The sequence below is a fragment of the Streptomyces sp. PL-25 genome, from assembly GCF_058344915.1.
Genome location: NZ_CP136997.1, coordinates 1,125,130 through 1,150,932, shown reverse-complemented (window position 1 = coordinate 1,150,932; position 25,803 = coordinate 1,125,130). Strand labels below are relative to the sequence as shown.

The following is a 25,803-nucleotide window of genomic DNA, read 5'->3' as shown; positions in this document are numbered from 1 at the left end:
ATGCGCTCCTTCGTGATGCCGGTGATCACCGATGTCCCGGTGCAGAAGAGCCAACGTACCGTGAGGACAAGGGAGTTCCGGGGAACCGGGTGCGGGCCGGGCGGGTGTCAGCGCGGCAGCGGGGTGAGCATCATGCGCGCGGTGAGGCCGACGGCCGCGTCCAGCCGGCGGGCGGACTCCCCGGCCAGCTCGGGCACCGGGCGCAGCGCCCACAGCGTCCGCGCGGCCGTCCAGGCGGCGTCCCGTGCCCGCTCGGGGTGCCAGGCGCCGAGCAGATGGGTGAGCGGGTCGGCGATCCGCAGCAGGTCGGGGCCCGGCGCCAGGTCGTCCCGGGCGCGTTCCTCCAGCGCGGCGAGGAGATCGCCCACGCGCTCGAAGGCGCCCTCCAGCTCGGCCGGTTCGCACCCCAGGGCGGCGCAGGTGTCCACCACGGCGAGCGCCAGATCGTGCCCGGTGTGCGCGTGCAGGCCCGCAAGGGCGAACTGGAGCGGCCGTACGCCGGGGTGCCGGCGCGCCTGGAGCAGCGGACGCCAGCAGTCCGGCGCGCGCCGCTCCCCGGCCGCCGGGTCCACGGCGGCCAGATACCGTCCGGCGAGCCGTGCGTGCAGCGCGGCCGCGGCCCGCGCGGTGGCGGGCCGCCCGGCCGCCGGGCGGCGGGCGGCCTCCTCGGCGACCGCGAGGTAGGCGCGGTGGAAGACCGCGATCCCGTCCCGCTCCGGCGGTCCGGCGGCGCTCGCGCGCAGCCGGGCCAGGACCGTGTCCACGGCGGCTGCGGTGTCGGTGGTCCCGGCGGCGTCCGGCCGGCGGGCGAGTCGTGCCGATTGCCCCATGCGGGCAGCGTCGCAGGCACGCACCGCGGCCGGTGCCGACGGGCCGGACGCTTCCCCGGAACGGGGGAACGCCCGCCCGGTCCGGGGCCGGTCCGCCGGATGTACGGCTACGGTGCGGCCGGTGCGCGGCTACGGCGCGGAGGTCCCCGCGTCGCCACCGGGACGGCCCGGCGCGTCGTAGGAGGAGGTGCCCTCGTCGAGCAGTGGTTCCTGCTGCTTCAGATGCGCGGGGGCGAAGGCGCGCAGGGCGTGGTAGCCGGTGATGACGACGACCGTGCCGAGGGCGATGCCGCTCAGGGAGAAGGTGTCGGTGAACTTCATGCTGACGTTGCCGACGCCGATGATGATGCCCGCGGCGGCCGGCACCAGGTTCAGCGGATTGCGCAGGTCGACCCGGGCGTTGCTCCAGATCTGCGCGCCGAGCAGACCGATCATGCCGTACAGGATGACGGTGATGCCGCCGAGCACACCGCCCGGGATCGCGGCCACGACCGCGCCGAACTTCGGGCAGAGGCCGAACAGCAGCGCGAACCCGGCGGCGGCCCAGTAGGCGGCCGTGGAGTAGACGCGGGTGGCGGCCATGACGCCGATGTTCTCGGAGTAGGTGGTGTTGGGCGGGCCGCCCACCGCCGTGGACAGCACGGAGGCCACGCCGTCCGCCGAGATCGCCGTGCCCAGCTTGTCGTCGAGCGGGTCGCCGGTCATCTCGCCGACCGCCTTCACATGGCCCGCGTTCTCCGCGACCAGCGCGATGACGACGGGCAGCGCGACCAGGATCGCCGACCAGTGGAACGCCGGGCCGTGGAAGGACGGCAGCCCGACCCAGTCGGCCTTGCCGACGCCCGAGAGGTCCAGGCGCCAGTGGTCGGTGAGCTTCCCCGACCCGTCCACGGAGTGGATCTTGCCGAAGACCCGGTCGAAGATCCACGAGATGCCGTAGCCGAAGACCAGCCCGAGGAAGATCGCGATCCGGGACCAGAAACCCCGCAGGCAGACGACGGCCAGACCGGTGAACAGCATCACCAGCAGCGCGGTCCACTGGTCCTGCGGCCAGTAGGTGGAGGCGGTCACCGGGGCCAGGTTGAAGCCGATCAGCATGACGACGGCGCCGGTGACGATCGGCGGCATCGCGGCGTGGATGATCCGCGCCCCGAACCGCTGCACCGCCACACCGACCAGGAACAGCACCGCGCCGACGACCAGGACCGCGCCGGTCACCGTCGCGCTGGTGCCGCCCTGCGCCCGGATCACCGCGGCGACGCCCACGAACGACAGCGAGCAGCCCAGGTAGCTGGGCACCCGGCCGCGGGTGGCGAGCAGGAAGATCACGGTCGCCACGCCCGACATCATGATGGCGAGGTTGGGGTCGAGGCCCATGAGCACGGGGGCCACGAAGGAGGCGCCGAACATGGCCACGACGTGCTGGGCGCCGAGCCCGACCGTGCGGGGCCAGGACAGCCGTTCGTCGGGCCGGACCACCGCTCCGGGTGCGGGCGTGCGCCCGTCACCGTGCAGTTTCCAGCGCACGCCGAGGTCCATGGTGGGGTTTCGCTTTCTCTGTACGTGAAGTCGGTCGAGACCATTGTGCGGGTGGCGGGCGGCTGACCAGCACCTTCCCCGCCACACAAGGTGAGCGACCGCTTAGGATGGCGGGCGAACCATCCCCGGCCCGTACGTCCAGGAGCACCGCCGTGACCACCGAAGCACCCGCAGCACCCGACCTGTCGTACGGACGGCTGGTCCCCGTCGCCGTCCACTTCGACGACCTGGACGCCCTGGGACTGCTGCACAACGCCCGCTACCCGCTGCTGGTGGAGCGGGCCTGGTCACAGCTGTGGCACGGGCACGGCTTCCGCTTCGAGGGCGACTGGACGGCGGCGGGCGACGCCTGCAACGCGGTCAGGGAACTGCGGATCACCTATGACGCGCCGGTCACCCGGCCGGGTGAGTACGCCGTCCACCTGTGGCTGGACCGGCTCGGCACCACCGGTCTCACCTACGGCTTCCGCTTCTGCTCGGCCGACGGCGCGCTGACGTACGCCTCGGGCAGCCGCGTCCTGGTCCGGCTGGACGCGGCCACCCTGCGGCCCGCCCCCTGGAGCGAGGGGTTCAGGCGCGCGGGCCGGGCACTGCTGCGTCCGGCGCGGTGATCTTCGGACGGTCCCGGTCACCGGCCCGCAGCACTCCGGCGAAGACCGCGAGGCCGCAGGCCAGCACGGTGACGAGACCGAACGACACCACCAGGCTGGTGGCCTGGGCGAGCCCGCCGATCGCACTCGGCGCGACCAGCCCGGAGGTGTACGTGATGGTCGCCACGCCCGCGATGGCCTGACTGGGGTTCGGTCCGCTGCGGCCCGCCGCGGCGAAGCAGAGCGGCACGACCACCGCGATACCGAGCCCCATCAGCGCGAACCCGCCCATCGCCACGGCCGGGTGCCCCGCCAGCACCACCAGCAGCCCGCCCACGACGGCCAGCAGGCCCCCGGCCCGCACGGTGCGCACCGAGCCGTACCGGTTCACCACGCGGTCGCCGGCGATCCGGGCGACGGCCATGGTGAGCGTGAAGCCCGTGGTGCAGGCCGCGGCGAGCCCGGCCGAGGTCTCCAGCTGGTGGCGCAGATACACCGCCGACCAGTCCAGGCTGGCGCCCTCCGCGAACACCGCGCAGAACCCGACCGCGCCGATCAGCAGCGCCGACCTGGGCGGCAGCGCGAACCGCGGCGGCGGCTCCTCGTCCTCGGCCGGCTGGAGGTCCAGCACCCAGGTGCAGGCGACCAGGCCGAGGACCGTCAGCACACCGGCCGCCAGGACATGGTGCAGGCGGGCGTCCGCGCCCAGGTGCGCGGCCAGGGTGCCGGCCGCCGAGCCGACCAGGGCGCCCCCGCTCCACATCCCGTGCAGCCCGGACATGATCGACCGGCCCAGCCGGTTCTCGACCTCCACGCCGAGGGCGTTCATCGCGACGTCCGCCATGCCGGACGAGGCGCCGTAGACGAACAGCGCCAGGCACAGGACCGGCAGGTTCGGGGCGAGGGCGGGCAGGACCAGCGAGAGCGTCCACAGGGCCAGCAGGCCGCGCAGCGCGGTGCGGGCGCCGAAGCGGTGGCTGATGCCGCCCGCGAGCGGCATCGCCAGGGACGCGCCCAGCGCGGGGAAGGCGAGCGCGAGGCCCAGCTGCCCGGCGCTGACCGAGGCATGGTCCTGGATCCACGGCACCCGGGTCGCGAACGAACCGGTCACCGAGCCGTGCACGGCGAAGACGGCCGCCACGGCGTACCGGGCGCGTCTGACCTCGCGCTGCTGGTGGACCACTGCTGTCATTCTCCGGCCCCTCCCGGGCTGTGTGCTCTCCGGCCGACGTGCGGACGTAAACTATCAGGGACCCTGCCTGATAGATAGGGGATTTGCGGCCGCCCGCCCCGCGCGGCCCGGTCCCGCGGATCTGGGAGGATTCCCGCCATGCCCGCATCCCCGAGCACCGCCCGAGCCATCAACGACCGGCTCGCCCTGCGCCTGTTGCAGCAGGAAGGGCCGTTGACGGCAGGGCAGTTGAAGCAGTTCACCGGGCTGTCCCGGCCCACCGTCGCCGACCTGGTCGACCGCCTGACGGCCTCCGGTCTGATCACCGTCGTGGGGGAGTCCGGCGAGCAGCGGCGCGGCCCCAACGCGCGGCTCTACGGCATCGTCGCCGACCGCGCGTACCTCGCCGCCCTCGACGTGCGCACCGACAGCGTCGCCGTGACCGTCTCCGACCTGCTGGGGCGGGAACTGGCCGAGGCGTCGGCGCCGGTCGGCCCGGACACCGGGACCGGCCCCGCGGTCGAGCAGGCCGTCACGCTCGTGGAGCGGGCCGCCAAGGAGGCGGGAGCGCCCCGGCTGCACACCGTCGGCATCGGCGCGCCCGGCCTGATCGACCCGGTGTCGGGCGAACTGCGCGACTCCACCGGGCTGCCCGAGTGGCACCGCCGGCTGGTGGCCGCCCTCCAGGAACGGCTGCCACACGCGCGGGTCATCGTCGAGAACGAGACCAACCTCGCGGCCCTGGCCGAGCAGCGCGACGGGGCCGCGAGGGGGCGGGACACCTTCGTCCTGCTGTGGCTCGGCCACGGCACCGGCGCGGCGGTGGTCCTGGACGGCGCGCTGCGGCACGGCGCCTCGGGCGGCACCGGCGAGATCGGCTTCCTGCCCGTGCCCGGCACCGGCGGCCTGCCCTCGGCGACCGACTGCACGGGCGGCTTCCACTCGCTGGCGGGCTCGGCGGCGGTGGTGGAACTGGCCGCCGAGCACGGGCTGACGGGTACGCCCTCGGGCCGTGAGGCGGCCGCCGCGGAACTGGTGCGCGGCGCGGTGCGCGGCTCCTCGCCCCAGGCCGGGCGGTTCCTCGACGCCCTCGCCGACCGGCTGGCGCTCGGGGCGGCCTCCGTGGTGGCCGTGCTGGACCCCGGGTGCGTGGTGCTCGGCGGGGACACCGGCCGGGCCGGCGGCGAGGCGCTCGCCGCCCGGGTGGCCCGGCGGATCGCCCGCATGTCACCCCTGCCCACCCAGGTGCGGCCGAGCACCCTGGGCGGTGCGGCCGTCCTGCGCGGGGCCCTCCTGACGGCTCGCGACCGCGCCCAGGAGATCCTGTTCGCCCCGCCCGGCACGACGGGGGCACCGGTCCGGCCGGTGTGACAGCACCCGCGCGCGGACACCCCCGGCCCCGCCGTCCCCGTACGCGGATGTCGCTGCCCCGCCGTCTCAGTCCGGCAGGCCGGTGCCCCCGAAGCGTCCCGTCAGATACTCCTCGAAGGTCCGCCTGCCGACCGCCCGGTCCGGGGCGAGATGGCCGCCCTCGCGGTAGCCCCGGTAGACCCGGCCCGCCAGCGGGACGTTCAGGACGGGGCGGTGGCGGCCCGTCGCCCTGAGATAGGCGCGGGCCAGGGACTCGACGCCGCGGACCTCGGGGCCGCCCATGTCCGGCACCCGGCCCGCCGGAGCACCCGCCGCCAGCGCGGCCAGCCGGCCGGCGACCTCCGCGACCTCCACCGGCTGGTCCCGCACCCCGGCCGGGAGCAGCATCACCGGCGGCCTGGCCAGCTTCCCGAGGAGGTCGGCCACGAGGTCGTGGAACTGGGTGGCACGCAGCACGGTCCAGCCGAGACCCGACTCCTCGACCAGCCGCTCCACGGCCCGCTTGGTCTGGTAGTAGCCGAGCGGCACGTGGTCGACGCCCACGATGGAGACGTACACGAGATGGGAGACCCCGGCGCCGCGCGCCGCCGCGATCAGATGGGCGGCCCCCTCCTCGTCGCCGCCCCGGGGCGAACTCGCGCAGTGCACGACCGTGTCCACGCCCGCGACGGCCGTGTCCAGCCCCGGGCCGCCCTCGCGCAGATCGACGCCGTACGGCCGGGAGCGCCGGCTGAGCACGCGCACCTCGTGCCCGTCCGCGCGCAGCCGCTCGGCGACGAGCGCGCCGAGGGTTCCGGTGCCGCCGGTCACCAGGATCGTGGTCATGAGGCCCAGTCCCTTCCCTGACGTCGTGCGAGGTCCGTGACGTCGTACGAGGTCCGTGAGTCGTACGAGGTTCAGCTTGTCCGGCTTCGGGCCCGCCCGCACCCGCGCCGCGCGAGCGGCCCTGCGGCGATCCGAACTGGCGTCCGGTGCCGCCCTGTTGACCCCACTGGTCTAGTCCTTTTACTGTCTGACCCAGGAACAGACCGGCCCGGCGGCGGTGACGACGGCCCTTGCCCGCCGCCGGGCCTTTCACGCGCGCCCGGCGCACCCCGGCACGCGCGCCCGTGCCGAGGGCGGTACTGCGCTCTGTGAGCGAGCCCACACCGATCGTCCGGATGGACGTCCACCGGGCGTGGCACACTGGCCGTGTACCAGTAGCAGCGCACTCCGGGGTCGGTGAAAGTCCGAACCGGCGGTTACAGTCCGCGACCCGGTCGCTTCCAGCGGCCGGTTGACCAGGTGAAATTCCTGGACCGACGGTTAAAGTCCGGATGGGAGGCAGTGCGCGGCGAGCGGGCACATCTGTGCGCGTCGCCGTCTACGGGCCCGTTCGGCGACGGGTCCGCTCCGGCGTCGGCGCCCGGCGTGTGGTCCCCTCGTGTGCTCTGCCGTCTCGGCAGCCCCGGAGTCCGTGCCCGAAGAGGCAGGAGGACCCGGGAAGTGTTCACCGGAATCGTCGAAGAGCTGGGCGAGGTCACCGCCGTCGAGGACCTCGGCGACGCCGCTCGCTTCCGTCTCCGCGGCCCCGTCGTCACCGAGGGCGCGCGGCACGGCGACTCCATCGCCGTGAACGGCGTCTGTCTCACCGTCGTCGAGCACGACGGCGAGGAGTTCACCGCCGACGTCATGGCGGAGACCCTCAAGCGCTCCAGCCTCGGCGTCCTCGCCGCGGGCTCCCGGGTCAACCTCGAACGCCCCACCGCCGTCGGCGCCCGCCTCGGCGGCCACATCGTGCAGGGCCACGTCGACGGCACCGGCACGATCCTGGAGCGCACGCCCTCCGCGCACTGGGAGATCGTGAAGATCTCGCTGCCCGCCCCGCTCGCCCGCTATGTCGTCGAGAAGGGCTCCATCACCGTCGACGGCATCAGCCTCACCGTCGTCGAGGCCGGCGCCGAGCACTTCACCGTCAGCCTCATCCCCACCACCCTCGCCCTGACCACCCTCGGCATCAAGCAGCCCGGCGACCCGGTCAACCTGGAAGTGGACGTCGTCGCCAAGTACGTCGAGCGACTGCTCGGCGACCGCGCCCCGGGGGCCGGCCGGTGAACTGGCTGAACTCCGAGGCGTTCACCGCGTTCGGCCAGCACATCAAGTGGTCCGACATGATCGGCAACATCATCGGACTGCTCGGTCTCGCCTTCGGCTGGCGCCGCTCGATCTGGAGCTGGCCCACCCAGTTCCTGTCCGGCGCGATCCTCTTCGCCGCCTTCGCCACCGCCCACCTCTCCGGCAGCGCGGGCAAGCAGATCGTCGTCATGGTCGTCGCCGGCTACGGCTGGGTGCAGTGGAACCGCGGCCGGCGGACGGGGGCCGACGGCCACATCGCCGTCCGCTTCGCCACCTGGCGGGAACGGGCCGCCCTGCTCGCCGTCGCCGCCGTCGGCACCGTCGCGGTCGCCTCCCTGTTCGAGGCGTACCCGTCCCTGTCCTGGGACCCCTGGCCGGACGCCTACATCTTCGTCGGAACCGTCGTCGCCATGTACGCCCAGGCCCGCGGCATGGTCGAGTTCTGGCTCGCCTGGCTGCTCGTCGACGCCGTCGGCGTCCCGCTGAACTTCGCCAACGGCTTCGCCTTCTCCGGCTTCGTCTACGTCCTCTACGGCGCGCTCGTCCTGTGGGGCCTGCGCGACTGGTGGCTGCGCTCCCGGCACGGGGCGCGGCCCGTCCCGGAAGGAGCGCCCGCATGAGCGCCCACCCGTCCGCCACCGCCCCGAACGAGGCGCTGCGCGCCGCGCCCGCGGTCCCGCCCGTCCTCTACAGCACCGACAACATCGAGGACTTCGCGCTCGACCCGGTCGAGCAGGCCGTCGCCGACATCGCGGCCGGCCGTCCCGTCGTGGTCGTCGACGACGAGAACCGTGAGAACGAGGGCGACCTCGTCGTCGCCGCCGAGAAGGCGACCCCCGAGATCGTCGCCTTCATGATGAGCGAGTGCCGCGGCCTGATCTGCGCCCCCATGGAGGGCGGGGAACTCGACCGGCTGCACCTGCCGCAGATGGTCGAGGACAACACCGAGTCGATGCGGACGGCCTTCACGGTCTCCGTCGACGCCACCGCCGCGCACGGCGTCACCACCGGCATCTCCGCCGCCGACCGCGCCACCACCCTCCAGCTCCTGGCGAGCGGCACCGCCGAGCCCACCGACCTCGTACGGCCCGGCCATGTCTTCCCGCTGCGCGCCCGGCCCGGCGGCGTCCTCGCCCGCGACGGCCACACCGAGGCCGCCGTCGACCTCGCCCGGCTCGCGGGACTGCACCCGGCCGGCGCGATCGTCGAGATCGCCGGCGAGGACGGCCGGATGCTCCGCCTGCCCGACCTGGTCCTGTTCGCCCGCAAGCACGGTCTGACCATCATCTCCATCGAGGACCTGATCGCCCACCGCCGCGGCAGCGAGCCCACCGTCCGCCACGAGGCGGAGGTCAGCCTCCCCACCGCGCACGGCACCTTCACCGCCCACGGCTTCCGCTCCACCGTCGACGGCGTGGAGCACATCGCCCTGGTGCACGGCGAGATCGGCACCGGCGAGGACGTCCTGGTCCGCGTCCACTCCGAATGCCTGACCGGGGACGTCTTCGGCTCCCTGCGCTGCGACTGCGGCCCCCAGCTGGACGCCTCCCTGGAGCGCATCCAGCGCGAGGGCAGAGGAGTGGTGGTCTATCTGCGCGGCCACGAGGGGCGCGGCATCGGCCTGATGTCGAAGCTGCGCGCCTACGAGCTCCAGGAGCGCGGCCGCGACACGCTGGACGCCAACCTCGAACTCGGCCTGCCCGCCGACGCGCGGGACTACGGCGCCGGCGCGCAGATCCTGCGCGACCTCGGGGTGCGCAGCGTCCGCCTGATGACCAACAATCCCGACAAGACCGAGGCGCTGACCGGCCACGGCATCAAGGTCACCGGCCGCGAGCCCATGCCCGTCCAGGCCGGTGAGCACAACCTCCGCTACCTGCGCACCAAGCGGGACCGGATGGGGCACGACCTGCCCTGGCTGGACGCGTCCACCGCGTCCGCCTGCGGCAACCAGTAGACCTGCGCGGGCCGGCCGGGACCGGCACGGGCGAGAACACCAGCACGGAGGAGACACGTGAGCGGCAAGGGTGCACCGGAACTGTCCGTCCGCAACTGCGGCGACCTCAGGGTCGCCGTCATCGCGGCGCAGTGGCACGAAAAGGTGATGGACGGACTCGTGGACGGCGCCCTGCGCGCGCTGCACGAGCTGGGGATCGACGAGCCCACGCTGCTCCGGGTCCCCGGCAGCTTCGAACTCCCGGTGGTGGCCAAGGTGCTCGCCGGACGCGGCTACGACGCGGTCGTCGCCCTCGGTGTCGTCATCCGCGGCGGCACCCCGCACTTCGACTACGTCTGCCAGGGCGTCACCCAGGGTCTGACGCAGGTCTCCGTGGACACCGGCGTGCCCATCGGCTTCGGCGTGCTCACCTGTGACGACGAGGAACAGGCGCTGGACCGGGCCGGTCTGGAGGGCTCCCGCGAGGACAAGGGGCACGAGGCGGTGACCGCGGCGGTGGCGACCGCCGCCACGCTGCGTTCAGTATCCGAACCCTGGCGGTGACCAGGGGGCCGGAGCGCGTAGGGTAAGCAGCACCATGTCCAAGAAGACGTTCGAGGAGCTGTTCACAGAGCTCCAGCAGAAGGCCGCCCACGGCGACCCCGCCACCTCCCGCACCGCCGAACTGGTCGGCAAGGGGGTCCATGCCATCGGCAAGAAGGTCGTCGAGGAGGCCGCAGAGGTCTGGATGGCCGCCGAGCACGAGGGCAAGGAGGCCGCCGCCGAGGAGATCTCGCAGCTGCTGTACCACGTCCAGGTGATGATGGTCGCCCGCGGCATCTCCCTGGACGACGTCTACGCCCACCTGTAAGCCACCGCACTCCGCCCGCACATCCCCTCACGCGAAGGAAGCCGACCTCATGCTGCGCATCGCCGTCCCCAACAAGGGTTCACTCTCCGGCCCTGCGGCGGACATGCTGCATGAGGCCGGCTACCAGCAGCGCCGCGAGTCCAAGGAACTGCGCATCGTCGACCCGGTCAACGAGGTGGAGTTCTTCTACCTCCGCCCCCGCGACATCGCGATCTACGTCTCCTCCGGCCGGCTGGACATCGGCATCACCGGCCGCGACCTGCTCGTGGACTCCGGTGCCGACGCCGAGGAGATCCTCCCGCTCGGCTTCGCCCGCTCCACCTTCCGCTTCGCCGCCAAGCCGGGCACGGCCGAGAGCGCGCGGGACCTGAAGGGCCGTACGGTCGCCACCTCCTACGAGGGCATCGTCGCCGGACACCTCGCCGAGCACGGCATCGACGCCTCCGTCGTCCACCTCGACGGCGCCGTGGAGACCGCCATCGAACTGGGTGTCGCCGAGGTCATCGCCGACGTCGTCGAGACCGGCACCTCCCTGCGCAACGCGGGCCTCGAGGTCTTCGGCGAGCCGATCATGAAGTCCGAGGCCGTCGTCATCCGGCGCACCGGCGCCGACACCGAGGACCCCAAGGTCCAGCAGTTCCTGCGCCGCCTCCAGGGCGTCCTGGTCGCCCGGACGTACGTGATGATGGACTACGACTGCCGGGTCGAGCAGCTGGAGAAGGCCGTGGCGCTCACCCCCGGCCTGGAGTCCCCGACCGTCTCCCCGCTGCACAACGAGGGCTGGGTCGCCGTGCGCGCCATGGTCCCGGCCAAGGACGCCCAGCGGATCATGGACGACCTGTACGCGATCGGCGCCCGCGCCATCCTGACCACGGCCATCCACGCCTGCCGCCTCTGAGGACGACCGACCGATGTCCGACCTGCCGCCCGCCCTTCCCGTCACCTTCCGGCCGGGGCACACCCGCGCGGTGCTGCTCTCCGCGGGGGCCGCGATCTTCGTCGTGATCGCGGCCGTGGCCGTCCTGCTGGAACAGCTCACCCCGGGCGAACGCATCAGCTTCGTCTTCACCGGCGCCCTGCTGGCCGGCGTGCTGGCGCTGCTGGCCCGGCCGAAGGTGGTCGCCGACGACTCCGGCGTCACTGTGGTGAACATCGCATCCCGGCGTCATCTGGAGTGGCCGCAGGTCCTCCAGGTGAATCTGCGGCCCGGCGACCCCTGGGTGTTCCTCAACCTGAGCGACGGCACCAGCCTGCCCGTACTGGGCATCCAGCCCGGAATCGCAAGGCAGCGGGCCATCGCCGACGCCCGCGCGCTGCGTGCCCTCGTCGAGTCGCACGCCACCGCGGACCCGGAGCAGACCCGCGGCGCGTGACCCGCACCCGCCTCCGGGGTGAACCTCGGGGGCGGCTCGGGGGCCTCCGCCCTGACGCATCCGGCCCGGACTTGATTAATCTGGTGGGCGGAGACGTGTCGCTGCGTCCCCGCCCCTGAGCGCCGCCCGGTGCCAGGGGTTCCTGCTACCCGAGGAGTGACTCCCTCCGGCGATGGACGGATCGTCCTGCAGTACCTGCGCCGCCCCCTGCCGACATAGCGCGCACCGCGACCGAGCGGTCCGCCCGCGCTCACAGGCGGCGGCATCATGACCCTCCCCCTGCTGCTCCTCGGAGCGGCCCTCCTGCTGATCCTCGCCAACGGCTTCTTCGTCGCGGCGGAGTTCGGCCTGGTGACGGTCGAGCGCCCGGACGCCGAGAAGGCCGCGGCCGACGGCGACCGACGCGCCCGTACGGTCGTCGAGTCGCTGGGCGAGCTGTCCTTCCAGCTCTCCGGCACCCAGCTCGGCATCACCATCACCTCCCTCGTCGTCGGCATGCTCGCCGAACCGGCGCTGGCCGAGCTGCTGCACGGCCCCATCACCGCGACCGGCCTGCCCGCGGGTGCCGTCTCCGGTGTCGCCGTGGTCGTCGGCATGCTGCTCGCCTCCGCCCTCCAGATGGTGATCGGCGAGCTGGTCCCCAAGAACTGGGCGGTCTCCCGGCCGTTGCAGGTCGCGCGGTTCGTCGCGGGCCCGCAGCGCCACTTCTCGCGGCTGTTCCGCCCGGTGATCGCCGCGCTGAACACCGTCGCCAACCGGCTGGTACGGGCCCTGGGCGTGGAGCCCGCCGACGAGCTGGCCTCCGCCCGCACCCCCGGCGAGCTGGTCTCGCTGGCCCGGCACTCGGCCCAGGCCGGCGCCCTGGAGCAGGACACGGCCGACCTGTTCGTCCGCACCCTGTCCCTGGGCGAGCTGACCGCGCAGCACGTGATGACGCCGCGCGTGAAGGTCAGCGCCCTCCAGTTCTCCGCGACCGCCGAGGACGTGGTCAATCTCACCCGGGCCACCGGGCTGTCCCGCTTCCCCGTCTACCAGGAGAAGATCGACGAGGTGGTCGGCATGGCCCATCTCAAGGACGCCCTCGCCGTCCCGGCGCACGAGCGGCTGCGCACCCCGGTCGGCCGTATCGCCCGGCCCGCGCTGCTGGTGCCCGAGACCCTGCCGGTGCAGCCGCTGCTGGCGCAGCTGCGCAGCGAGCAGCCCATCGCGGTCGTCGTCGACGAGTACGGCGGTACCGCGGGCGTCGTCACCCTGGAGGACATCGTCGAGGAACTCGTCGGCGAGGTCCGCGACGAGCACGACGCCAAGGACGTGCCCGAACTCGCCCCGGTCCCGCCGGAGGACGGCCGGCCCGCCTGGGACGCCGACGGCGGCTGCCGGGTCGACCTGCTCCGCCGCATCGGCCTGGACGCGCCCGAGGGCCCGTACGAGACCGTCGCCGGACTGGTCGCCGATCTGCTCGGCCGCATCCCGGCCCCCGGCGACCGGGCCGAACTGCCGGGCTGGCGGCTGTCCGTGCGCCAGGTCGGCCACTACCGCGCCGAACGGGTCCGCCTGGTCCGCACGGCCACCGCGGCCGACACCGCCGAGGCCGTCACGGAGGCCGCCCGATGAGCGTGCTCCAACTGGTCCTGGCCGCCCTGCTGGTGCTGGCCAACGGCTTCTTCGTCGGCGCCGAGTTCGCGCTCGTCTCCGTGCGCCGCAGTCAGATCGAACCGCTCGGCACCGCCCGCGCCCGCCAGGTCCTGCACGGCCTGGAGCGGCTGCCGCAGATGATGGCCGCCGCCCAGTTCGGCATCACCGTCTGCTCGCTGACCCTGGGCGCCGTCGCCGAACCCACGGTGGCGAAGCTGCTGGAGCCGGTCTTCACCTGGATGCATCTGCCGCACGGCGTGGTGCACCCGCTGGGCTATGTCATCGCGCTGGCCGCCGTGGTCTTCTTCCACCTGGTCATCGGCGAGATGGTGCCGAAGAACCTGGCGATGGCCGCCCCGGAGAAGGCCGCGCTGTGGCTCGGCCCCGGCCTGGTCGCCTTCGCCCGCGTCTGCAAGCCCGTCACCGTCGCGCTCGGCGCCTGCGCCCAGGGCATCCTGCGGCTCTTCCGGGTCGAGCCCAAGGACGAGGTCGAGGCCGTCTTCACCAGCGAACAGCTCAACCGGCTGGTGGAGGACTCCGGGCAGGCCGGGCTCCTCGGCCCCGAGGAGCAGGAGCGCCTGGAGGACGCGCTGGAGCTGGGCTCCCGGCCGGTCCTGGACGTGCTGCTGCGCCGCGACGCCCTGGTGACGGTCAGCCCGTCGGTCACCCCCGGCGAGATCGTCGCGCTCACCGCCCGCACCGGGTACTCGCGTTTCCCGGTCGCCGCGGGCAACGGCGCCTTCATGGGGTATCTGCACGTCAAGGACGTCCTCGACCTGGAGGACTCCGACCGGGCCGTCCCGCAGCGGATATGGCGCCCGATGACGACGCTGAGGTCCGAGCTGCCGCTCGACGACGCGCTGACCGTGATGCGCCGCGCCGCCACCCATCTCGCCCAGGTGGCGGACGCCTCCGGCAGGGTGCTCGGCGTGGTCGCGCTGGAGGACGTCCTGGAACTGCTCGTCGGCGAGGTCCGCGACCCCGCCCACCGCGCGGCCCCGGAGATCCGCCTCACCGAACCCCGCCCCAGCGGTGAACAGGCTCTCGCCACCTGAGCCGGACGCCCACCCGCCCGAGCCCGCGGCCGCCCGGCCGCGGGCTCGGGCACGTCCCGGCCCGGCCGGGCCCTCGTCCGTCAGGACCGCGGGGCCTCGCGACGGGCCGCGGGCGCCGTCACAGGGCCGACGGATCCTGCGGGCCCCGGCCCGACAGCACCTCGCCGTACGCCTGCATCAGGTCCGGCAGCCGCAGGGTCGCCAGATCGTCGCGGGTCAGGGTGCCGGGATAGCCGGACAGGCGCAGGTCGCGATAGGCGCAGCTCTTCTCGTACAGGGTGCGCAGGAACCGGCCGTTGCCGAGTTCGTCGATCCAGCCCTGGTCGACCACGTGCGCGGCGATGGAGCCCAGCTCGTCCAGCGCCTCCTCGTCCCACTGGTCGCCGTTCTCCGCGGCCAGCACCTTGCCTATCTCGGTGAGTTCGCCGGGACGGTACGAGGGGAAGTCCACGCGGCTGGTGAAGCGGGACGAGAGACCGGGGTTGGCGGCCAGCAGGCGGTCCATGCCCTCGGGATAGCCGGCGAGGATCACCACCAGGTGGTCCCGGTTGTCCTCGGCCCGCTTCAGCAGCACCTGGAGGGCCTCGTCGCCGTACGCGTCGCCCTTGCCGTACCCCGAGTTGGACAGCGAGTACGCCTCGTCCACGAAGAGCACCCCGCCGATCGCGGAGTCGATCAGCTCGTTGGCCTTGACGGCGGTCTGGCCCAGATACTCCCCGACCAGGTCGGCGCGCTGGGCCTCCACCAGATGGTCGCCGCCGAGCAGGCCGAGCGCGTAGAAGACGCGGCCGAGGATCCGGGCGACGGTGGTCTTGCCGGTGCCGGAGGGGCCGGAGAAGACGAAGTGTCGTTTCGGCGGCTGTACGGGCAGCCCCTGCCCGGCGCGCAGCCGGGCCATGTTCAACTGTGCCGACAACGCCTTGACCTGGCGTTTCACCGGCTCAAGCCCCACCATGCGCTCCAGCTCGGCGAGCGCCTGCTCGAGTAACGCGGGGTCGGTGGGACCGCTGGGCAGCGGACCGCCCGCGCCCGTGCCGCGCTCGCGCACCGAGGGTCCGGCCGGCGGCGGGAACGGTCCGGCGGCGGGCGGATCGGGTTCGTCCAGGCGCAGGTCCCGGCCCTCGGTGCCGAACAGCGGGTCCAGCACGTCGGGGCCGTCCACGCTGTCCTGGCCGGCCCCGGCGAGGGTGACCGCGGCGAAGTCGGCGGCCTCGTCGTCGTAGCCGTCGCCCTCGGCGATGGCGGCGAGCCGTGCCGAGGTGTCCATGAAGGCGGGGTCGACCCGGTGCACCGCCCGGTACAGGGGGAGCGCTGCGGCGCTGCGGCCGGTGCCCTCGTGCGCCCGCGCCAGCCAGTAGCGCAGCTCCTTGCGCTGCGGCTGCTCGCTGCGGCACCGCATCAGCGCGGCCGACAGCAGCGGCTCGGCCTGTCCGTACATCTCCAGCCTGACCCGGGCCATGCCGCCGAACAGCCCGGCCTCTATGCCGAGCATCGCGTCGTCGACCAGCGGGTCGGTGTGCCGTACGAGCTGCTCCCAGTCCTTGACCAGATAGGCCCGGCAGGCGTGCAGGAACCGGACCTGGGCGTCGGTGTCCACCGGCGGCAGCCCGGCCAGCGCCCGGTCCAGCTCGGGCACATGGCGGCCGTCCAGCCAGTGCGAGGCGTGCGCGAGCAGCAGATCGCGGGGGCTCTCCAGCACCGGCTGTACCCACCAGCCGAGCCAGTACCAGGAGTTGAGGGTGCGGCGGTGCCGGGTGCGCTGCTCGCCGAAGCGGTCGCGGTGGCGGAACATCCGCAGCAGCGCGGTCGTCGTGTCGACGCGCAGCGCGTGCAGTCCCAGCCAGCCGTCCGCCATCGCCGGATCCATCTCCACCGCGGCCCGGAACTCCTCCTCGGCCTGCGGATAGGCGCCCATGGTGTAGGCGTCCACGCCCCGCAGCCAGGCGAGGTCGGCCGGGGCCTCGGGGCCCTGCGTGCCGAAGTCCATCACGTCCCCCACAGACCGTGCCCCCGTAGGTTGGCCGCCGGACGGTCGCCCGGTGGCCGCCTTGGTCGAACCGCTGTGCCGCGGACCGGAGTTGCAGGTGCGCGAAGCAGTCGTTCGAAGGCCGCACCGAGGGCATCGTACCTGCGGGGCCGTCGCCCGCCGAAGGGTGCGGTGCACCCCGTTCGGCGCGGGAGGAGCGGACCGCGAGAAGAGCGGGAGCGGGACCGGAGCAGGAGGGGCGCGGGACGGGTGCGGGGCGGGCGCGGGGCGGGAGCGGAAAGGGAGCGGAGACAGTACATCCGATTTAGTGACCGTGGGTGACCGAATGGAGCCGTCCGGCGTCCGGATAGCGGTGTCCGGGCAGAACGAAGCCCCCGGTCACGGGGGAACAACCGGGGGCTTCGCGTCAGTGGGCGGTCTTCGATGACCGCACATTGAGAACGTAAGACCTGTACGGGCCCCCGGTCAAGCGAAGTTGGGACACTGGACCAAGTTCCTCCACAGGCGCCTTCACAAGTTCAGCACATTGCCTCCGGGTCCTCACCCTGCGTAGCGACTTGGTCCGGACCAGCCGCTCCCGCGGGGCCGGGCAGTACCTCGTACCCCTCGGCGGACCGGCGTACCAGGAGATCCGCGAAGGGCCGGGAGGGGTCGGCGGCGAAGTGCCGGCGCTCCGCCTCGACCCACCCGGACCAGAACTCCCGCTGCTCCGCGCCGTCCCGGGCCCGGCCGCGGGCCCAGGACTCCTCGCGCGGCAGGTCCATCCAGAGCAGCCGGGCCAGATGCGGGCGCAGCGCCCGGCGGCCCGCGCCCACCCCCTCGACCAGGACGACCGGCGCGGGCGCCAGCGTGCGCGAGGCGGGGCCGAAGCGCCGCGCCCGCCAGTCGTAGGGCGCGTAGCGGGCGTTCTCGCCCCGGCTGAGCGGACCGATCACCTCACGCAGCAGCCGCGCGTCCCACCCGAACAGCTCCGCGTGGCTCGCGACGTCGTCCAGGTGCAGGACCGGCGCACCGCCGAGCGCCGCGGCCAGCCGGGCGGCGAAGGTGGACTTCCCCGACCCGGCGTGCCCGTCGACGCCGATCAGGCGGACGGGGCCGCAGGACGGGGGGAGGCGGCGCAGCCGGGCGGCGAGGGAGTGAATGGCTGTTCCCGGGGGGAGCGGTGCGGGCGGAGGGGCGGGTGCCGACGTGATGGCATATTTACCGGGAACATTCTAGTGACCGGTCATACCGGACGTGCGCGACACCGCCGCGCGCACATTCGGGGAACGCGCGTCGGAACACCCTCAAGTCCCCCTCGCCGCACCGGCAATCACGGGACGAACATGTCGAGAATCGCGTTCCGGTTGTGCCTCGTGCTGAGTAAAGTGCCGTGAGCGCACCGTGAGGCATCGTGCGGGAACGGCAGGGGGAAGATGACCGCTGGGTTATTCGACGGGCAGTACGTCTGGCACCCGGCGGCGGACGACCGCGTACTCGCGAGTGTGTGCGTGGACATCCGGGCCGGCCGCTGGGCGAGTGCCCGTACGGCTCTCGCCGAGACACGCGCCGACTTCGGGCTGCGGGCGCACCGCTCCCTGGTGCTGGCCTCGGAGGCCGCCGACTCCGATCTCGCCGAACGCTGGCTGGCCGAGGAACCCGGCCCCGAATCCGCCCTGGTCTGGGCGCGGGTGGCGGTGCACCGGGCGCTGCGCGCGGCCGACGCCCGCGACGAGCGGGCCGCCGCGCTGGAGCGGATAGCGCTGTCGGCCTGCGACCGGGCCTCGGCGGTGGACCCGGCCGACCCCACGCCCTATGCGGCCAAGCTGGCCATGGCCCGGCTGCACCGGCTGCGCGACCCCGCGCCGCAGGGCCTGCTGACGGCTCCGCCCGGACCCTGGCGGCTGTTCGCGCACATCCTCTCCCTGGACCCCTGGCACCGCGAGGCGCACCACCGATTTCTGGCCTTCTTCTTCACCCGGCACGGCGGCTCGGTCAACGCGGCCTGGGACGTGGCCGCCTTCCTGAGCCAGCGCGCGCCCGCCGACTCGGCGCTGCGGCTGCTGCCGCTGGTCGCGCTGGTGGAGAGCTACGACCCCTCGCAACTGCTCGCCGACCGGGTCTGGGAGCAGCCGCAGTGGCGCTCCGCCGCGCTGGCGATCTACCGGAACTGGCTGCCCGCGGTGGCCGGTTACCGGTTCACACCGGTGCTGGACCTGGCCTATCTGGCGCATGCGCTGGTCCTGGCCGGCTGCGAGTTCGAGGCCCGTGCGGTGCTCACCGCCATGGGCCCCTACGCATCCCGGATGCCGTGGTGCGTCTTCGGCGACCCCGTGGAGCAGTTGTCCCGGGCGCGGCGGGCCTGCGGCCTGCCGGTGCCGACCTCCCCCTGAACCCTTGTCCGACCCCCCACCGAGAGAGAGGCCGACCGTGTCGGAACGGATACAGCTCCCACGTGCGAGAAACCGTGGCGCAGCCGCCGCCCCGGGCGCGTTCGACGACGACGCGACCCTGCACGCGATGGGTTATCCGAGAAAACTCACCCGCCGTTTCAAGGCATTCGACAATTTTGCGATCTCCTTCACCATCATCAATATAATCTCCGGTATTTTCTCGTCCTTCGGATTCGGAATGAACGCGGGCGGCCCCCGCATTCTCGTATTCGGCTGGATCGGCGTCTCCGTCATGGTGCTCTTCGTCGGCGCTGCCATGGGCGAGGTGGCCTCCGCCTATCCGACGAGCGGCGCGCTGTACTTCTCGGCGGGCAAACTCGCCCGCCGGCACAAGGGCGCCTGGTCCTGGTACACCGGCTGGCTGAACTTCGTCGGCCAGGTGGGCGGCACCGCGGCCACCGGGTACGCGGCGGCCACCTTCATCCAGGCGTTCATCGCGCTCCAGTGGTCCGACTACCGGCCGACCGCCCACCAGACGGTGCTGATCACCGCGCTCATCATCGTGCTCCAGGGGCTCGCCAACACCTTCACGGTGCAGTTGGTCGCGGTACTGAACCGGATCTCCGTGTGGTGGCTGCTGATCGGGATGGTGGTCATCGTCACCGCGCTGATCGCCGTCCCCGATCATCACCGTCCGGCGTCGTTCGTCACGCATTTCGCGAACAACACCGGTTTCACAAGCGGACTTTACGGCGGGCTCCTCGGTCTGCTGGTCACCAGCTGGACCTTCACCGGCTTCGACGGCAGCTTCCACATGTCCGAGGAAACCGTGCAGGCGACCGTCAACGCGCCCCGGGGCATCGTCCGCGCCATCGGCTATTCCGCGATCACCGGCCTGATCCTCATGCTCGCGCTCGTCTACAGCACTCGGGACTACGCGCATGTGGCGAGCACGGACGCGCCACCCGTCCAGATCCTCATCGACGCGCTCGGCCTGGGCACGGCCAAGGCGCTGCTGCTGATCGTCATCGGGGCCATGCTCTTCTGCGGACTGGCCAACCTCACCAGCAACACCCGGCAGATCTTCGCCTTCTCCCGGGACGGCGCCATGCCCGGCTCCCGCTGGTGGCACTCGGTCTCCCCGCGCACCCGCACCCCCGTCAAGGCGGTCTGGCTGGCGGTCGCCTGCTCGCTGGCGCTGATCCTGCCCGGCTGGTGGTCGCACACCGCCTTCACCGCCATCGTCAGCGTCAACGTCGTCGGGCTCTTCCTCGCCTACGCCGTCCCGATCCTGCTCCGGCTGCGCCTGGGCGACGAGTTCCAGCGGGGCCCCTGGCACCTGGGCCGCTGGAGCCGCCCGGTCGGTGTCGTGGCCGTCACCTGGATCGCGCTGAGCAGCATCCTGTTCATGCTCCCGCAGGCGTCGCCGATCACCGCCGACTCCTTCAACTACGCCCCGATCGCCCTCGGCGTGGTCCTGCTCGTCGCCACCGTCTGGTGGTTCGCCACGGCCCGCCGCCGCTTCCAGGGCCCGGTCAGCTACGGCCGCCCGGACGAGGTCGCGGCGATGGACCTGATCTGAGGGGGCGCTCACGGGTGCCCGGCGGATCCGGCGGGCACCGCGCCGGACCCGGTTCCCCGGTGGACCGGGCCCTGATCGCGGGGTGAGCGGGCGGGACGGGCGGGACCGGAGGCCCCCGGCCCTGCGGGGGCCTGCCGAGCGGGGTCCCGTCGAGCGGAGTCCCGCGAAAGCCCGGGTGGACCCTGCGGTCGGCCGCTCGTCGGACCACCGGCCGGAGACGGCGCCGTCCGTCCGGGCTCCGGTCCGGGGCGGCGCCTCCGGGACGGTGCCCAGGGCTGTCCGGTGCCGGGTTGTCGGCCCCGGCTCGGCCTGCGCGGCCCCGGGTGGCCCGGCCGGGCCCGCGCGGTCCTGAGGGCGCCGGGCCCCGGCCCCCGGCCCCGGGTCCTCGGCCCACCGGAGGCGCCGGCCCCCGGCTCCGGACCCGTGCCCCGGCCCCCGGCCCACCGGAGGCGCCGGCCCCCGCCTCCGGCTCCGGCACCCCGGGGCACCCCTCGGCATCCGGGTCACCCCGGGGCGTCCCGCGGTGCCATCCCCACCCGAGTCCCCGACCTGCGCCGATGCGCGTCCCATGCCAGTGGTGGAGACCAATATTGCTGGGCGTGGCGTGCGACGAAGTGCTGGCAGGAGGCGGTCGCCGCCGCCATAGTGGGCGCATCCCGTGCACGGACCGGTCACCCGCCCCGACTCGGACACCTGGGGGTCTTCCACCCATGAGCGGACTCGAACAACCCTCCCGCCGATCCGTCCTGGCCGCCGCGGTCGCCGCCGCCGTGACGGGCACAGTCACCCCGGCCGCCGCCGCACCGCGCGGTCCGGCGGACTCCGCCGGCCCCGGCATCCTCTCCGGCGCCGGCCGCACCCCGGCCCGCCCCGTCGACTACCGCGCCTGGACGACGTACAGCGACTGGCGCGGCGGCGCCGGGCACGGCACCCGGGTGTCGCCCGGCCCCCGCGCGGGCCTGGAGATCGCCGCCCCGGCGGGCACCACCGACTACACCGACCCGCACACCGGCACCACCGCCCCGTGGGAGTACGCCACCTGGACCGGCCCGCGCCACCGCCTCGCCGTCCCCGCCACCGAGGCGATCGCCTCCTGGAACGCGCACACCCCGCCCGGCACCTGGCTCCAGGCGGAGCTGCGGGGCACGTACTCCGACGGCACCGACACCCCCTGGTACGTGATGGGCCGCTGGGCCGCCGGTGACCAGGACATCAAGCGGACCTCCGTCGACGACCAGAGCGACGGCAGAAGCACGGTCTGGACGGACACCCTCTCCGTGGACGACCCGGCCTCCGGTCTGCGCCTGGCCGCCTACCGGCTGCGGCTCACCCTGTACCGCAGGCCCGGCACCCGTCTCACGCCGACCGTCCACCGGGTCGGCGCCATGGGCTCAGACGTGCCCGACCGCTTCACCGTCCCCGCCTCCGCACCCGGCGCCGTGGGCACGGAACTCGGCGTCCCGCGCTACTCGCAGGAGATCCACGCGGGCCAGTACCCGCAGTACGACAACGGCGGCGAGGCGTGGTGCAGCCCGACCTCCTCGCAGATGGCCGTGGAGTACCTGGGCGGCCGGCTCACCCCCGCCCAACTGGCCTGGGTCGACCCGTCCTACACCGACCCGCAGGTCTGCCACGCGGCCCGCTCCACCTACGACAGCCAGTACGAGGGGTGCGGCAACTGGCCCTTCAACGCGGCCTACGCCGCGACGTTCGCCGGCCTCCAGGGCGTGGTCACCCGGCTCGGCTCGCTCACCGACCTGGAGACGCTGATCGCCGCCGGTCTCCCGGTCGTCACGTCCCAGTCCTTCCTCAAGTCCGAGCTGACCGGCGCCGGTTACGGCACTTCCGGCCATCTGATGACGGTCGTCGGCTTCACCGCCGAGGGGGACGTGATCGCGAACGACCCGGCCTCTCCCGGCGACGAGGCGGTACGGCGCGTCTACCGGCGCCGTGAGTTCGAGAACATCTGGCTCAGGACCAAGCGCCACAACGACGCCGGGAAGGTCGTCTCCGGCAGCGGCGGTGTCTGCTACCTGTACTTCCCCGTGCGCCTCTCCCCGCGCAGGCGCCGGGCGCTCCAGGCGGTGGGCGTGCGCTGACCGGCGGCTCACGCGCGCGAAGGCCCCGGGCGACCGGGGCCTTTCCTGTGACCAAGCCCACCGCCGCCGCGGGCGCCGGCGGTGGCAAGGTGGACGGGAGGCGGGCGCAGTGCCCGCGGGGGAGTCCACCCGGCCCGTCAGACCCTGCGAGAGATCATGAGCGCTCCATCGGCCACCGCCGCCGCACCCGCCCGCGTCCGCACCGGCGGCCCCCAGGACGACGGCGACGGCGCCAAGATCGTCGAACACGTACTCGGCTGGACGCTGGTCGTCGTGATCGCCATGCTCGTGGCCCAGCTCGGTCTCCTCTGACCCGCCCGCACTCCCGCCGCTGCCTTTTCCGTCCGGCCCCTGTCCGGCCGCCGGTCCACTCCTGCCCGGCCGCAGGGACACCCTTGCCCGCCCGCAGGGACACCCTTGCCGCACCCCTGCCGGGCGCCGATCCGCCGGCTCGCGGGAACGTGGTTCGGCCTTTCTTGAAGTAAGCGGTCGTTAACCGGTGACTCCATGCCTCTGATCGGGCATACTCACAGCGCACAGCCGCTGGTCAGCCGCTTCCCGCGACCCGGGAGGGCAGCCGTCGGCAGGCCCGAGGAGACCCCCGGCGGAGCCGCCCCACAGGGTGCTGTCCGCCAGTGCCCGACAGGGAGGAGAGCGTCGCCATGCCCGACCGCGCCCCGCAGCCGGTGGACCGGCAACTGCCCACGGACGAGGCCCGGGAGCTGATCTCGCTCGTCCGCGACATCGCCCAGCGCGAGATCGCCCCGAAGGCGGCCGAGGAGGAGGACGCCGGACGCTTCCCGCGCGAGGTCTTCGGCCTGCTGTCCCGCTCCGGCCTGCTCGGCCTGCCCTACGACGCCGAGCACGGCGGCGGCGAGCAGCCCTACGAGGTCTACCTCCAGGTCCTGGAGGAGCTGGCGGCGGCCCGTCTCACCGTGGGCCTCGGCCTGAGCGTGCACACCCTGGCCGCCTACGGGCTCGCCACGTACGGCAGCAAGGAGCAGCGCGCCGAGCACCTGCCCGCGATGCTCGGCGGCGGACTGCTCGGTGCCTACGCCCTGTCCGAACCCGCCGCCGGCTCCGACGCCGCCTCGCTCAGCACCAAGGCGGTCCGCGACGGCGACGGCTGGGTGCTCAGCGGCACCAAGTCCTGGATCACCCACGGTGGCATCGCCGACTTCTACACGGTCATGGCCCGCACCGGCGGACCCGGCCCGCGCGGGATCACCGCCTTCCTGGTGCCCGGCGACGCCGAAGGGCTGAGCGCCGCCGCGCCGGAGAAGAAGATGGGCCTGAAGGGCTCGCCCACCGCGCAGCTCCACCTCGACGGGGTGCGGGTGGGCGACGACCGGCGGCTCGGCGAGGAGGGCCAGGGCTTCGCCATCGCACTGGCCGCGCTCGACTCGGGACGGCTCGGCATCGCGGCCTGCGCCATAGGCGTGGCGCAGGCGGCCCTGGACGAGGCGGTCGGGTACGCCACCGACCGGCACCAGTTCGGGCGGCCCATCGCCGACTTCCAGGGGCTGCGCTTCATGCTCGCCGACATGGCGACCCAGATCGAGGCGGGCCGGTCGCTCTATCTGGCGGCGGCCCGGCTGCGCGACGCCGGCAAGCCGTTCTCCCGGCAGGCCGCCATGGCCAAGCTGTTCTGCACGGACGCGGCGATGAAGGTGACCACCGACGCCGTCCAGGTGCTCGGCGGATACGGCTACACCGCGGACTTCCCGGTCGAGCGCTATCTGCGCGAGGCCAAGGTGCTCCAGATCGTCGAGGGCACCAACCAGATCCAGCGCATGGTCGTCGCCCGGCACGTGGCCGGACCCGAGACCCGCTGAACCGCCCGGGGCGGGGTCCGGCGGCGAGCCGCCGTCCGGGCCCGTCAGGGGCAGCCGCGCCCCGGCAGCGCGCGCGGGCGCACGGACCCCGCACCAGGGCGCGCCGTTGCGCGCCCATGGCACGGGAAGGTGCCGCGGAAGGCCGCGGCGGCCGTGGACAGCGGTGAAGAGAAGCGAAGAAGGGCGAAGAGCGGCGGAGGCCGAGGCCGGGCGGCGCCCGGCCGCTCAGGCGGCCTGGCGGCGCATCGCCGGCGCGGCCGTCCGCATCGGGCGCGAGCCCGGACCGCCGACGTGCGAGAAGGGCTGCATCCGCCAGTCGAGCCCCTGCGGGAGCGTCAGCAGCAGGGCGGTCTGCTGCTCCTGGGGTCCGGCGGACTCGTCCGCGGGCCGGGCCTCCGTGGCGTTGCGGCCGGTGCCGGCGCAGACGGTGAGGCCGAACGGGTTCCACGGCGAGGCGCACAGCGCGTGCTCCGGCAGGATCTCCTCGTCCGCCAGCAGCGCGATGGGCTGCGCGCACTCCGGGCAGACCACCCGGAACATCTCGAAGGTGTCGTAGGTGTCGAAGTCCTCGCCGAACTCGTCCGGTTCGACGCCCTCCGGCTGGGGCTCGCTCACCGGCTGCTGCCGCTTGGGCACGGAACGACCAGGGCGCTTAAGACTCTGCATGGGATTCTCCCCCTAAGGCTGGGCCGTGAAGGCGCTGCGGCCTCGACCACAGCAAGCACTTCCCGTCCGGTCTCGGCGGTAATCACGAGGACATCACGAAGCGCGTCCGGCTGTTTGTGGCGTTGGTCACATGCCACGCACAGGTGCCCGCCGCGTCCCGTTTGTCCTCCGGTGCGCCCCGGCTGGCGCCCCCTGCCGGACGGATCCCGGGCCGACCGGGCCCGAAGGCGGCGCGACCCGGGCCGCCGAGGTATCCGGAGAGATCAACCGCACTGTAGGTTCTTGCGCCATGGAGGAGCTGGACCGACAGATCGTGCAGCTGCTCGTCAAGGACGGGCGGATGAGCTACACCGACCTGGGCAAGGCCACGGGCCTGTCCACGTCTGCCGTGCACCAGCGGGTGCGGCGGCTCGAACAGCGTGGCGTCATCCGCGGGTACGCCGCGGTCGTCGACGCCGAGGCCGTCGGGCTGCCCATGACCGCCTTCATCTCGGTCAAACCCTTCGACCCCAGCGCCCCCGACGACATCGCGGACCGCCTGGCCGGTGTGCCCGAGATCGAGGCGTGCCACAGCGTGGCCGGCGACGAGAACTACATCCTCAAGGTGCGCGTCGCCACCCCGCACGAACTGGAGGAGCTGCTGGCCCGGGTGCGGACCCTGGCGGGCGTGTCGACGCGTACCACGGTGGTCCTGTCGACCCCCTACGAGGCGCGCCCCCCGCGGATCTGAGCGGCCCGGCACGCGGGGCACCGGCCCTGCGTGCGGGAGCGCGCGG

24 protein-coding genes and 1 riboswitch are annotated in these 25,803 nt (G+C 73.4%); of the genes, 17 read left to right on the top strand and 7 right to left on the bottom strand.

Features of this window, described 5'->3' with window-relative positions; translation table 11 throughout:
- Positions 1 to 107: 107 nt before the first annotated feature.
- The gene (locus R4Z62_RS05035) at positions 108 to 830 is read right to left on the bottom strand and encodes a DUF5995 family protein (RefSeq protein ID WP_389599939.1); all 723 of its coding nucleotides are present in this window, start codon (positions 828 to 830) and stop codon (positions 108 to 110) included.
- A gap of 129 nt (positions 831 to 959) precedes the next feature.
- Positions 960 to 2,369, bottom strand: coding sequence for a uracil-xanthine permease family protein (locus R4Z62_RS05030; RefSeq protein ID WP_064531608.1), 1,410 nt, complete (start codon positions 2,367 to 2,369; stop codon positions 960 to 962).
- 152 nt (positions 2,370 to 2,521) lie between these two features.
- Between R4Z62_RS05030 and R4Z62_RS05025 the strand changes: the two genes are divergently transcribed.
- A complete protein-coding gene (locus R4Z62_RS05025) occupies positions 2,522 to 2,980 on the top strand; it encodes an acyl-CoA thioesterase (RefSeq protein WP_064531606.1) in 459 nt (152 codons plus the stop codon).
- Here R4Z62_RS05025 and R4Z62_RS05020 read toward each other — a convergent pair.
- A complete protein-coding gene (locus R4Z62_RS05020) occupies positions 2,940 to 4,151 on the bottom strand; it encodes an MFS transporter (protein WP_491519227.1) in 1,212 nt (403 codons plus the stop codon). The two genes, R4Z62_RS05025 and R4Z62_RS05020, sit on opposite strands and share 41 nt — an antisense overlap.
- Positions 4,152 to 4,289: 138 nt before the next feature.
- Here R4Z62_RS05020 and R4Z62_RS05015 point away from each other — a divergent pair, with 138 nt between their 5' ends.
- Positions 4,290 to 5,501: an ROK family transcriptional regulator gene (locus tag R4Z62_RS05015; protein ID WP_064531602.1), complete on the top strand. Its 1,212-nt coding sequence runs from the start codon at positions 4,290 to 4,292 to the stop codon at positions 5,499 to 5,501.
- A gap of 66 nt (positions 5,502 to 5,567) precedes the next feature.
- Here R4Z62_RS05015 and R4Z62_RS05010 read toward each other — a convergent pair whose 3' ends face one another.
- Positions 5,568 to 6,326 (bottom strand): SDR family oxidoreductase, encoded by a 759-nt coding sequence (locus tag R4Z62_RS05010; RefSeq protein WP_491519226.1) that lies wholly within the window; start codon positions 6,324 to 6,326, stop codon positions 5,568 to 5,570.
- A 378-nt stretch (positions 6,327 to 6,704) separates the two neighbouring features.
- Positions 6,705 to 6,835, top strand: a riboswitch (FMN riboswitch).
- 151 nt (positions 6,836 to 6,986) lie between these two features.
- Between R4Z62_RS05010 and R4Z62_RS05005 the strand changes: the two genes are divergently transcribed.
- The 9 genes from R4Z62_RS05005 to R4Z62_RS04965 all read left to right on the top strand — a co-directional run bounded on the left by R4Z62_RS05005 (position 6,987) and on the right by R4Z62_RS04965 (position 14,486).
- On the top strand, positions 6,987 to 7,595 hold the full coding sequence (locus tag R4Z62_RS05005) for a riboflavin synthase (protein WP_064531598.1): 609 nt from the start codon (positions 6,987 to 6,989) through the stop codon (positions 7,593 to 7,595).
- On the top strand, positions 7,592 to 8,236 hold the full coding sequence (locus R4Z62_RS05000) for a nicotinamide mononucleotide transporter family protein (protein WP_064531596.1): 645 nt from the start codon (positions 7,592 to 7,594) through the stop codon (positions 8,234 to 8,236). The genes R4Z62_RS05005 and R4Z62_RS05000 overlap by 4 nt, the downstream gene beginning before the upstream one ends.
- Positions 8,233 to 9,573 carry a bifunctional 3,4-dihydroxy-2-butanone-4-phosphate synthase/GTP cyclohydrolase II gene (locus R4Z62_RS04995; RefSeq protein ID WP_491519225.1) on the top strand — a complete coding sequence of 447 codons (1,341 nt, stop codon included), beginning with the start codon at positions 8,233 to 8,235 and terminating at the stop codon, positions 9,571 to 9,573. Before R4Z62_RS05000 ends, R4Z62_RS04995 begins: the two co-directional genes overlap by 4 nt.
- A 57-nt stretch (positions 9,574 to 9,630) precedes the next feature.
- Complete coding sequence (gene ribH / locus R4Z62_RS04990) at positions 9,631 to 10,116, top strand: 6,7-dimethyl-8-ribityllumazine synthase (protein ID WP_018570166.1); 486 nt, start codon at positions 9,631 to 9,633, stop codon at positions 10,114 to 10,116.
- A gap of 34 nt (positions 10,117 to 10,150) precedes the next feature.
- Positions 10,151 to 10,423, top strand: coding sequence for a phosphoribosyl-ATP diphosphatase (locus R4Z62_RS04985; protein WP_018570165.1), 273 nt, complete (start codon positions 10,151 to 10,153; stop codon positions 10,421 to 10,423).
- A gap of 49 nt (positions 10,424 to 10,472) precedes the next feature.
- The gene (gene hisG / locus R4Z62_RS04980) at positions 10,473 to 11,321 is read left to right on the top strand and encodes an ATP phosphoribosyltransferase (RefSeq protein WP_064531594.1); all 849 of its coding nucleotides are present in this window, start codon (positions 10,473 to 10,475) and stop codon (positions 11,319 to 11,321) included.
- A 13-nt stretch (positions 11,322 to 11,334) separates the two neighbouring features.
- The gene (locus R4Z62_RS04975) at positions 11,335 to 11,796 is read left to right on the top strand and encodes a PH domain-containing protein (protein WP_064531592.1); all 462 of its coding nucleotides are present in this window, start codon (positions 11,335 to 11,337) and stop codon (positions 11,794 to 11,796) included.
- Positions 11,797 to 12,063: 267 nt separating this feature from the next.
- Positions 12,064 to 13,410 carry a hemolysin family protein gene (locus R4Z62_RS04970; RefSeq protein ID WP_064531590.1) on the top strand — a complete coding sequence of 449 codons (1,347 nt, stop codon included), beginning with the start codon at positions 12,064 to 12,066 and terminating at the stop codon, positions 13,408 to 13,410.
- Positions 13,407 to 14,486, top strand: a complete 1,080-nt coding sequence (locus tag R4Z62_RS04965) for a hemolysin family protein (RefSeq protein WP_064531588.1) — start codon at positions 13,407 to 13,409, stop codon at positions 14,484 to 14,486. Before R4Z62_RS04970 ends, R4Z62_RS04965 begins: the two co-directional genes overlap by 4 nt.
- 118 nt (positions 14,487 to 14,604) lie before the next feature.
- Here R4Z62_RS04965 and R4Z62_RS04960 read toward each other — a convergent pair whose 3' ends face one another.
- Complete coding sequence (locus tag R4Z62_RS04960) at positions 14,605 to 16,473, bottom strand: AAA family ATPase (RefSeq protein WP_385502961.1); 1,869 nt, start codon at positions 16,471 to 16,473, stop codon at positions 14,605 to 14,607.
- A gap of 518 nt (positions 16,474 to 16,991) precedes the next feature.
- Positions 16,992 to 17,615 carry a uridine kinase family protein gene (locus tag R4Z62_RS04955; protein WP_064531584.1) on the bottom strand — a complete coding sequence of 208 codons (624 nt, stop codon included), beginning with the start codon at positions 17,613 to 17,615 and terminating at the stop codon, positions 16,992 to 16,994.
- 273 nt (positions 17,616 to 17,888) lie between these two features.
- Here R4Z62_RS04955 and R4Z62_RS04950 point away from each other — a divergent pair, with 273 nt between their 5' ends.
- The 5 genes from R4Z62_RS04950 to R4Z62_RS04930 all read left to right on the top strand — a co-directional run bounded on the left by R4Z62_RS04950 (position 17,889) and on the right by R4Z62_RS04930 (position 24,361).
- Complete coding sequence (locus R4Z62_RS04950) at positions 17,889 to 18,845, top strand: hypothetical protein (protein WP_064531582.1); 957 nt, start codon at positions 17,889 to 17,891, stop codon at positions 18,843 to 18,845.
- 37 nt (positions 18,846 to 18,882) lie between these two features.
- The gene (locus R4Z62_RS04945) at positions 18,883 to 20,427 is read left to right on the top strand and encodes an amino acid permease (RefSeq protein ID WP_491519224.1); all 1,545 of its coding nucleotides are present in this window, start codon (positions 18,883 to 18,885) and stop codon (positions 20,425 to 20,427) included.
- 710 nt (positions 20,428 to 21,137) lie between these two features.
- On the top strand, positions 21,138 to 22,526 hold the full coding sequence (locus R4Z62_RS04940) for a C39 family peptidase (RefSeq protein WP_491519223.1): 1,389 nt from the start codon (positions 21,138 to 21,140) through the stop codon (positions 22,524 to 22,526).
- A 156-nt stretch (positions 22,527 to 22,682) separates the two neighbouring features.
- Entirely contained in the window at positions 22,683 to 22,838 is a 156-nt protein-coding gene (locus R4Z62_RS04935) for an SCO1431 family membrane protein (protein WP_107440583.1), read from the top strand.
- Positions 22,839 to 23,188: 350 nt separating this feature from the next.
- Positions 23,189 to 24,361: an acyl-CoA dehydrogenase family protein gene (locus R4Z62_RS04930; RefSeq protein WP_355482672.1), complete on the top strand. Its 1,173-nt coding sequence runs from the start codon at positions 23,189 to 23,191 to the stop codon at positions 24,359 to 24,361.
- 225 nt (positions 24,362 to 24,586) lie between these two features.
- Here the strand turns inward: R4Z62_RS04930 and R4Z62_RS04925 are convergent, their stop codons facing one another.
- Positions 24,587 to 25,027, bottom strand: coding sequence for a hypothetical protein (locus R4Z62_RS04925; protein WP_491519222.1), 441 nt, complete (start codon positions 25,025 to 25,027; stop codon positions 24,587 to 24,589).
- Between the two features lie 289 nt (positions 25,028 to 25,316).
- Between R4Z62_RS04925 and R4Z62_RS04920 the strand changes: the two genes are divergently transcribed.
- Positions 25,317 to 25,757 carry an Lrp/AsnC family transcriptional regulator gene (locus tag R4Z62_RS04920; protein WP_018570152.1) on the top strand — a complete coding sequence of 147 codons (441 nt, stop codon included), beginning with the start codon at positions 25,317 to 25,319 and terminating at the stop codon, positions 25,755 to 25,757.
- Positions 25,758 to 25,803: the final 46 nt, after the last annotated feature.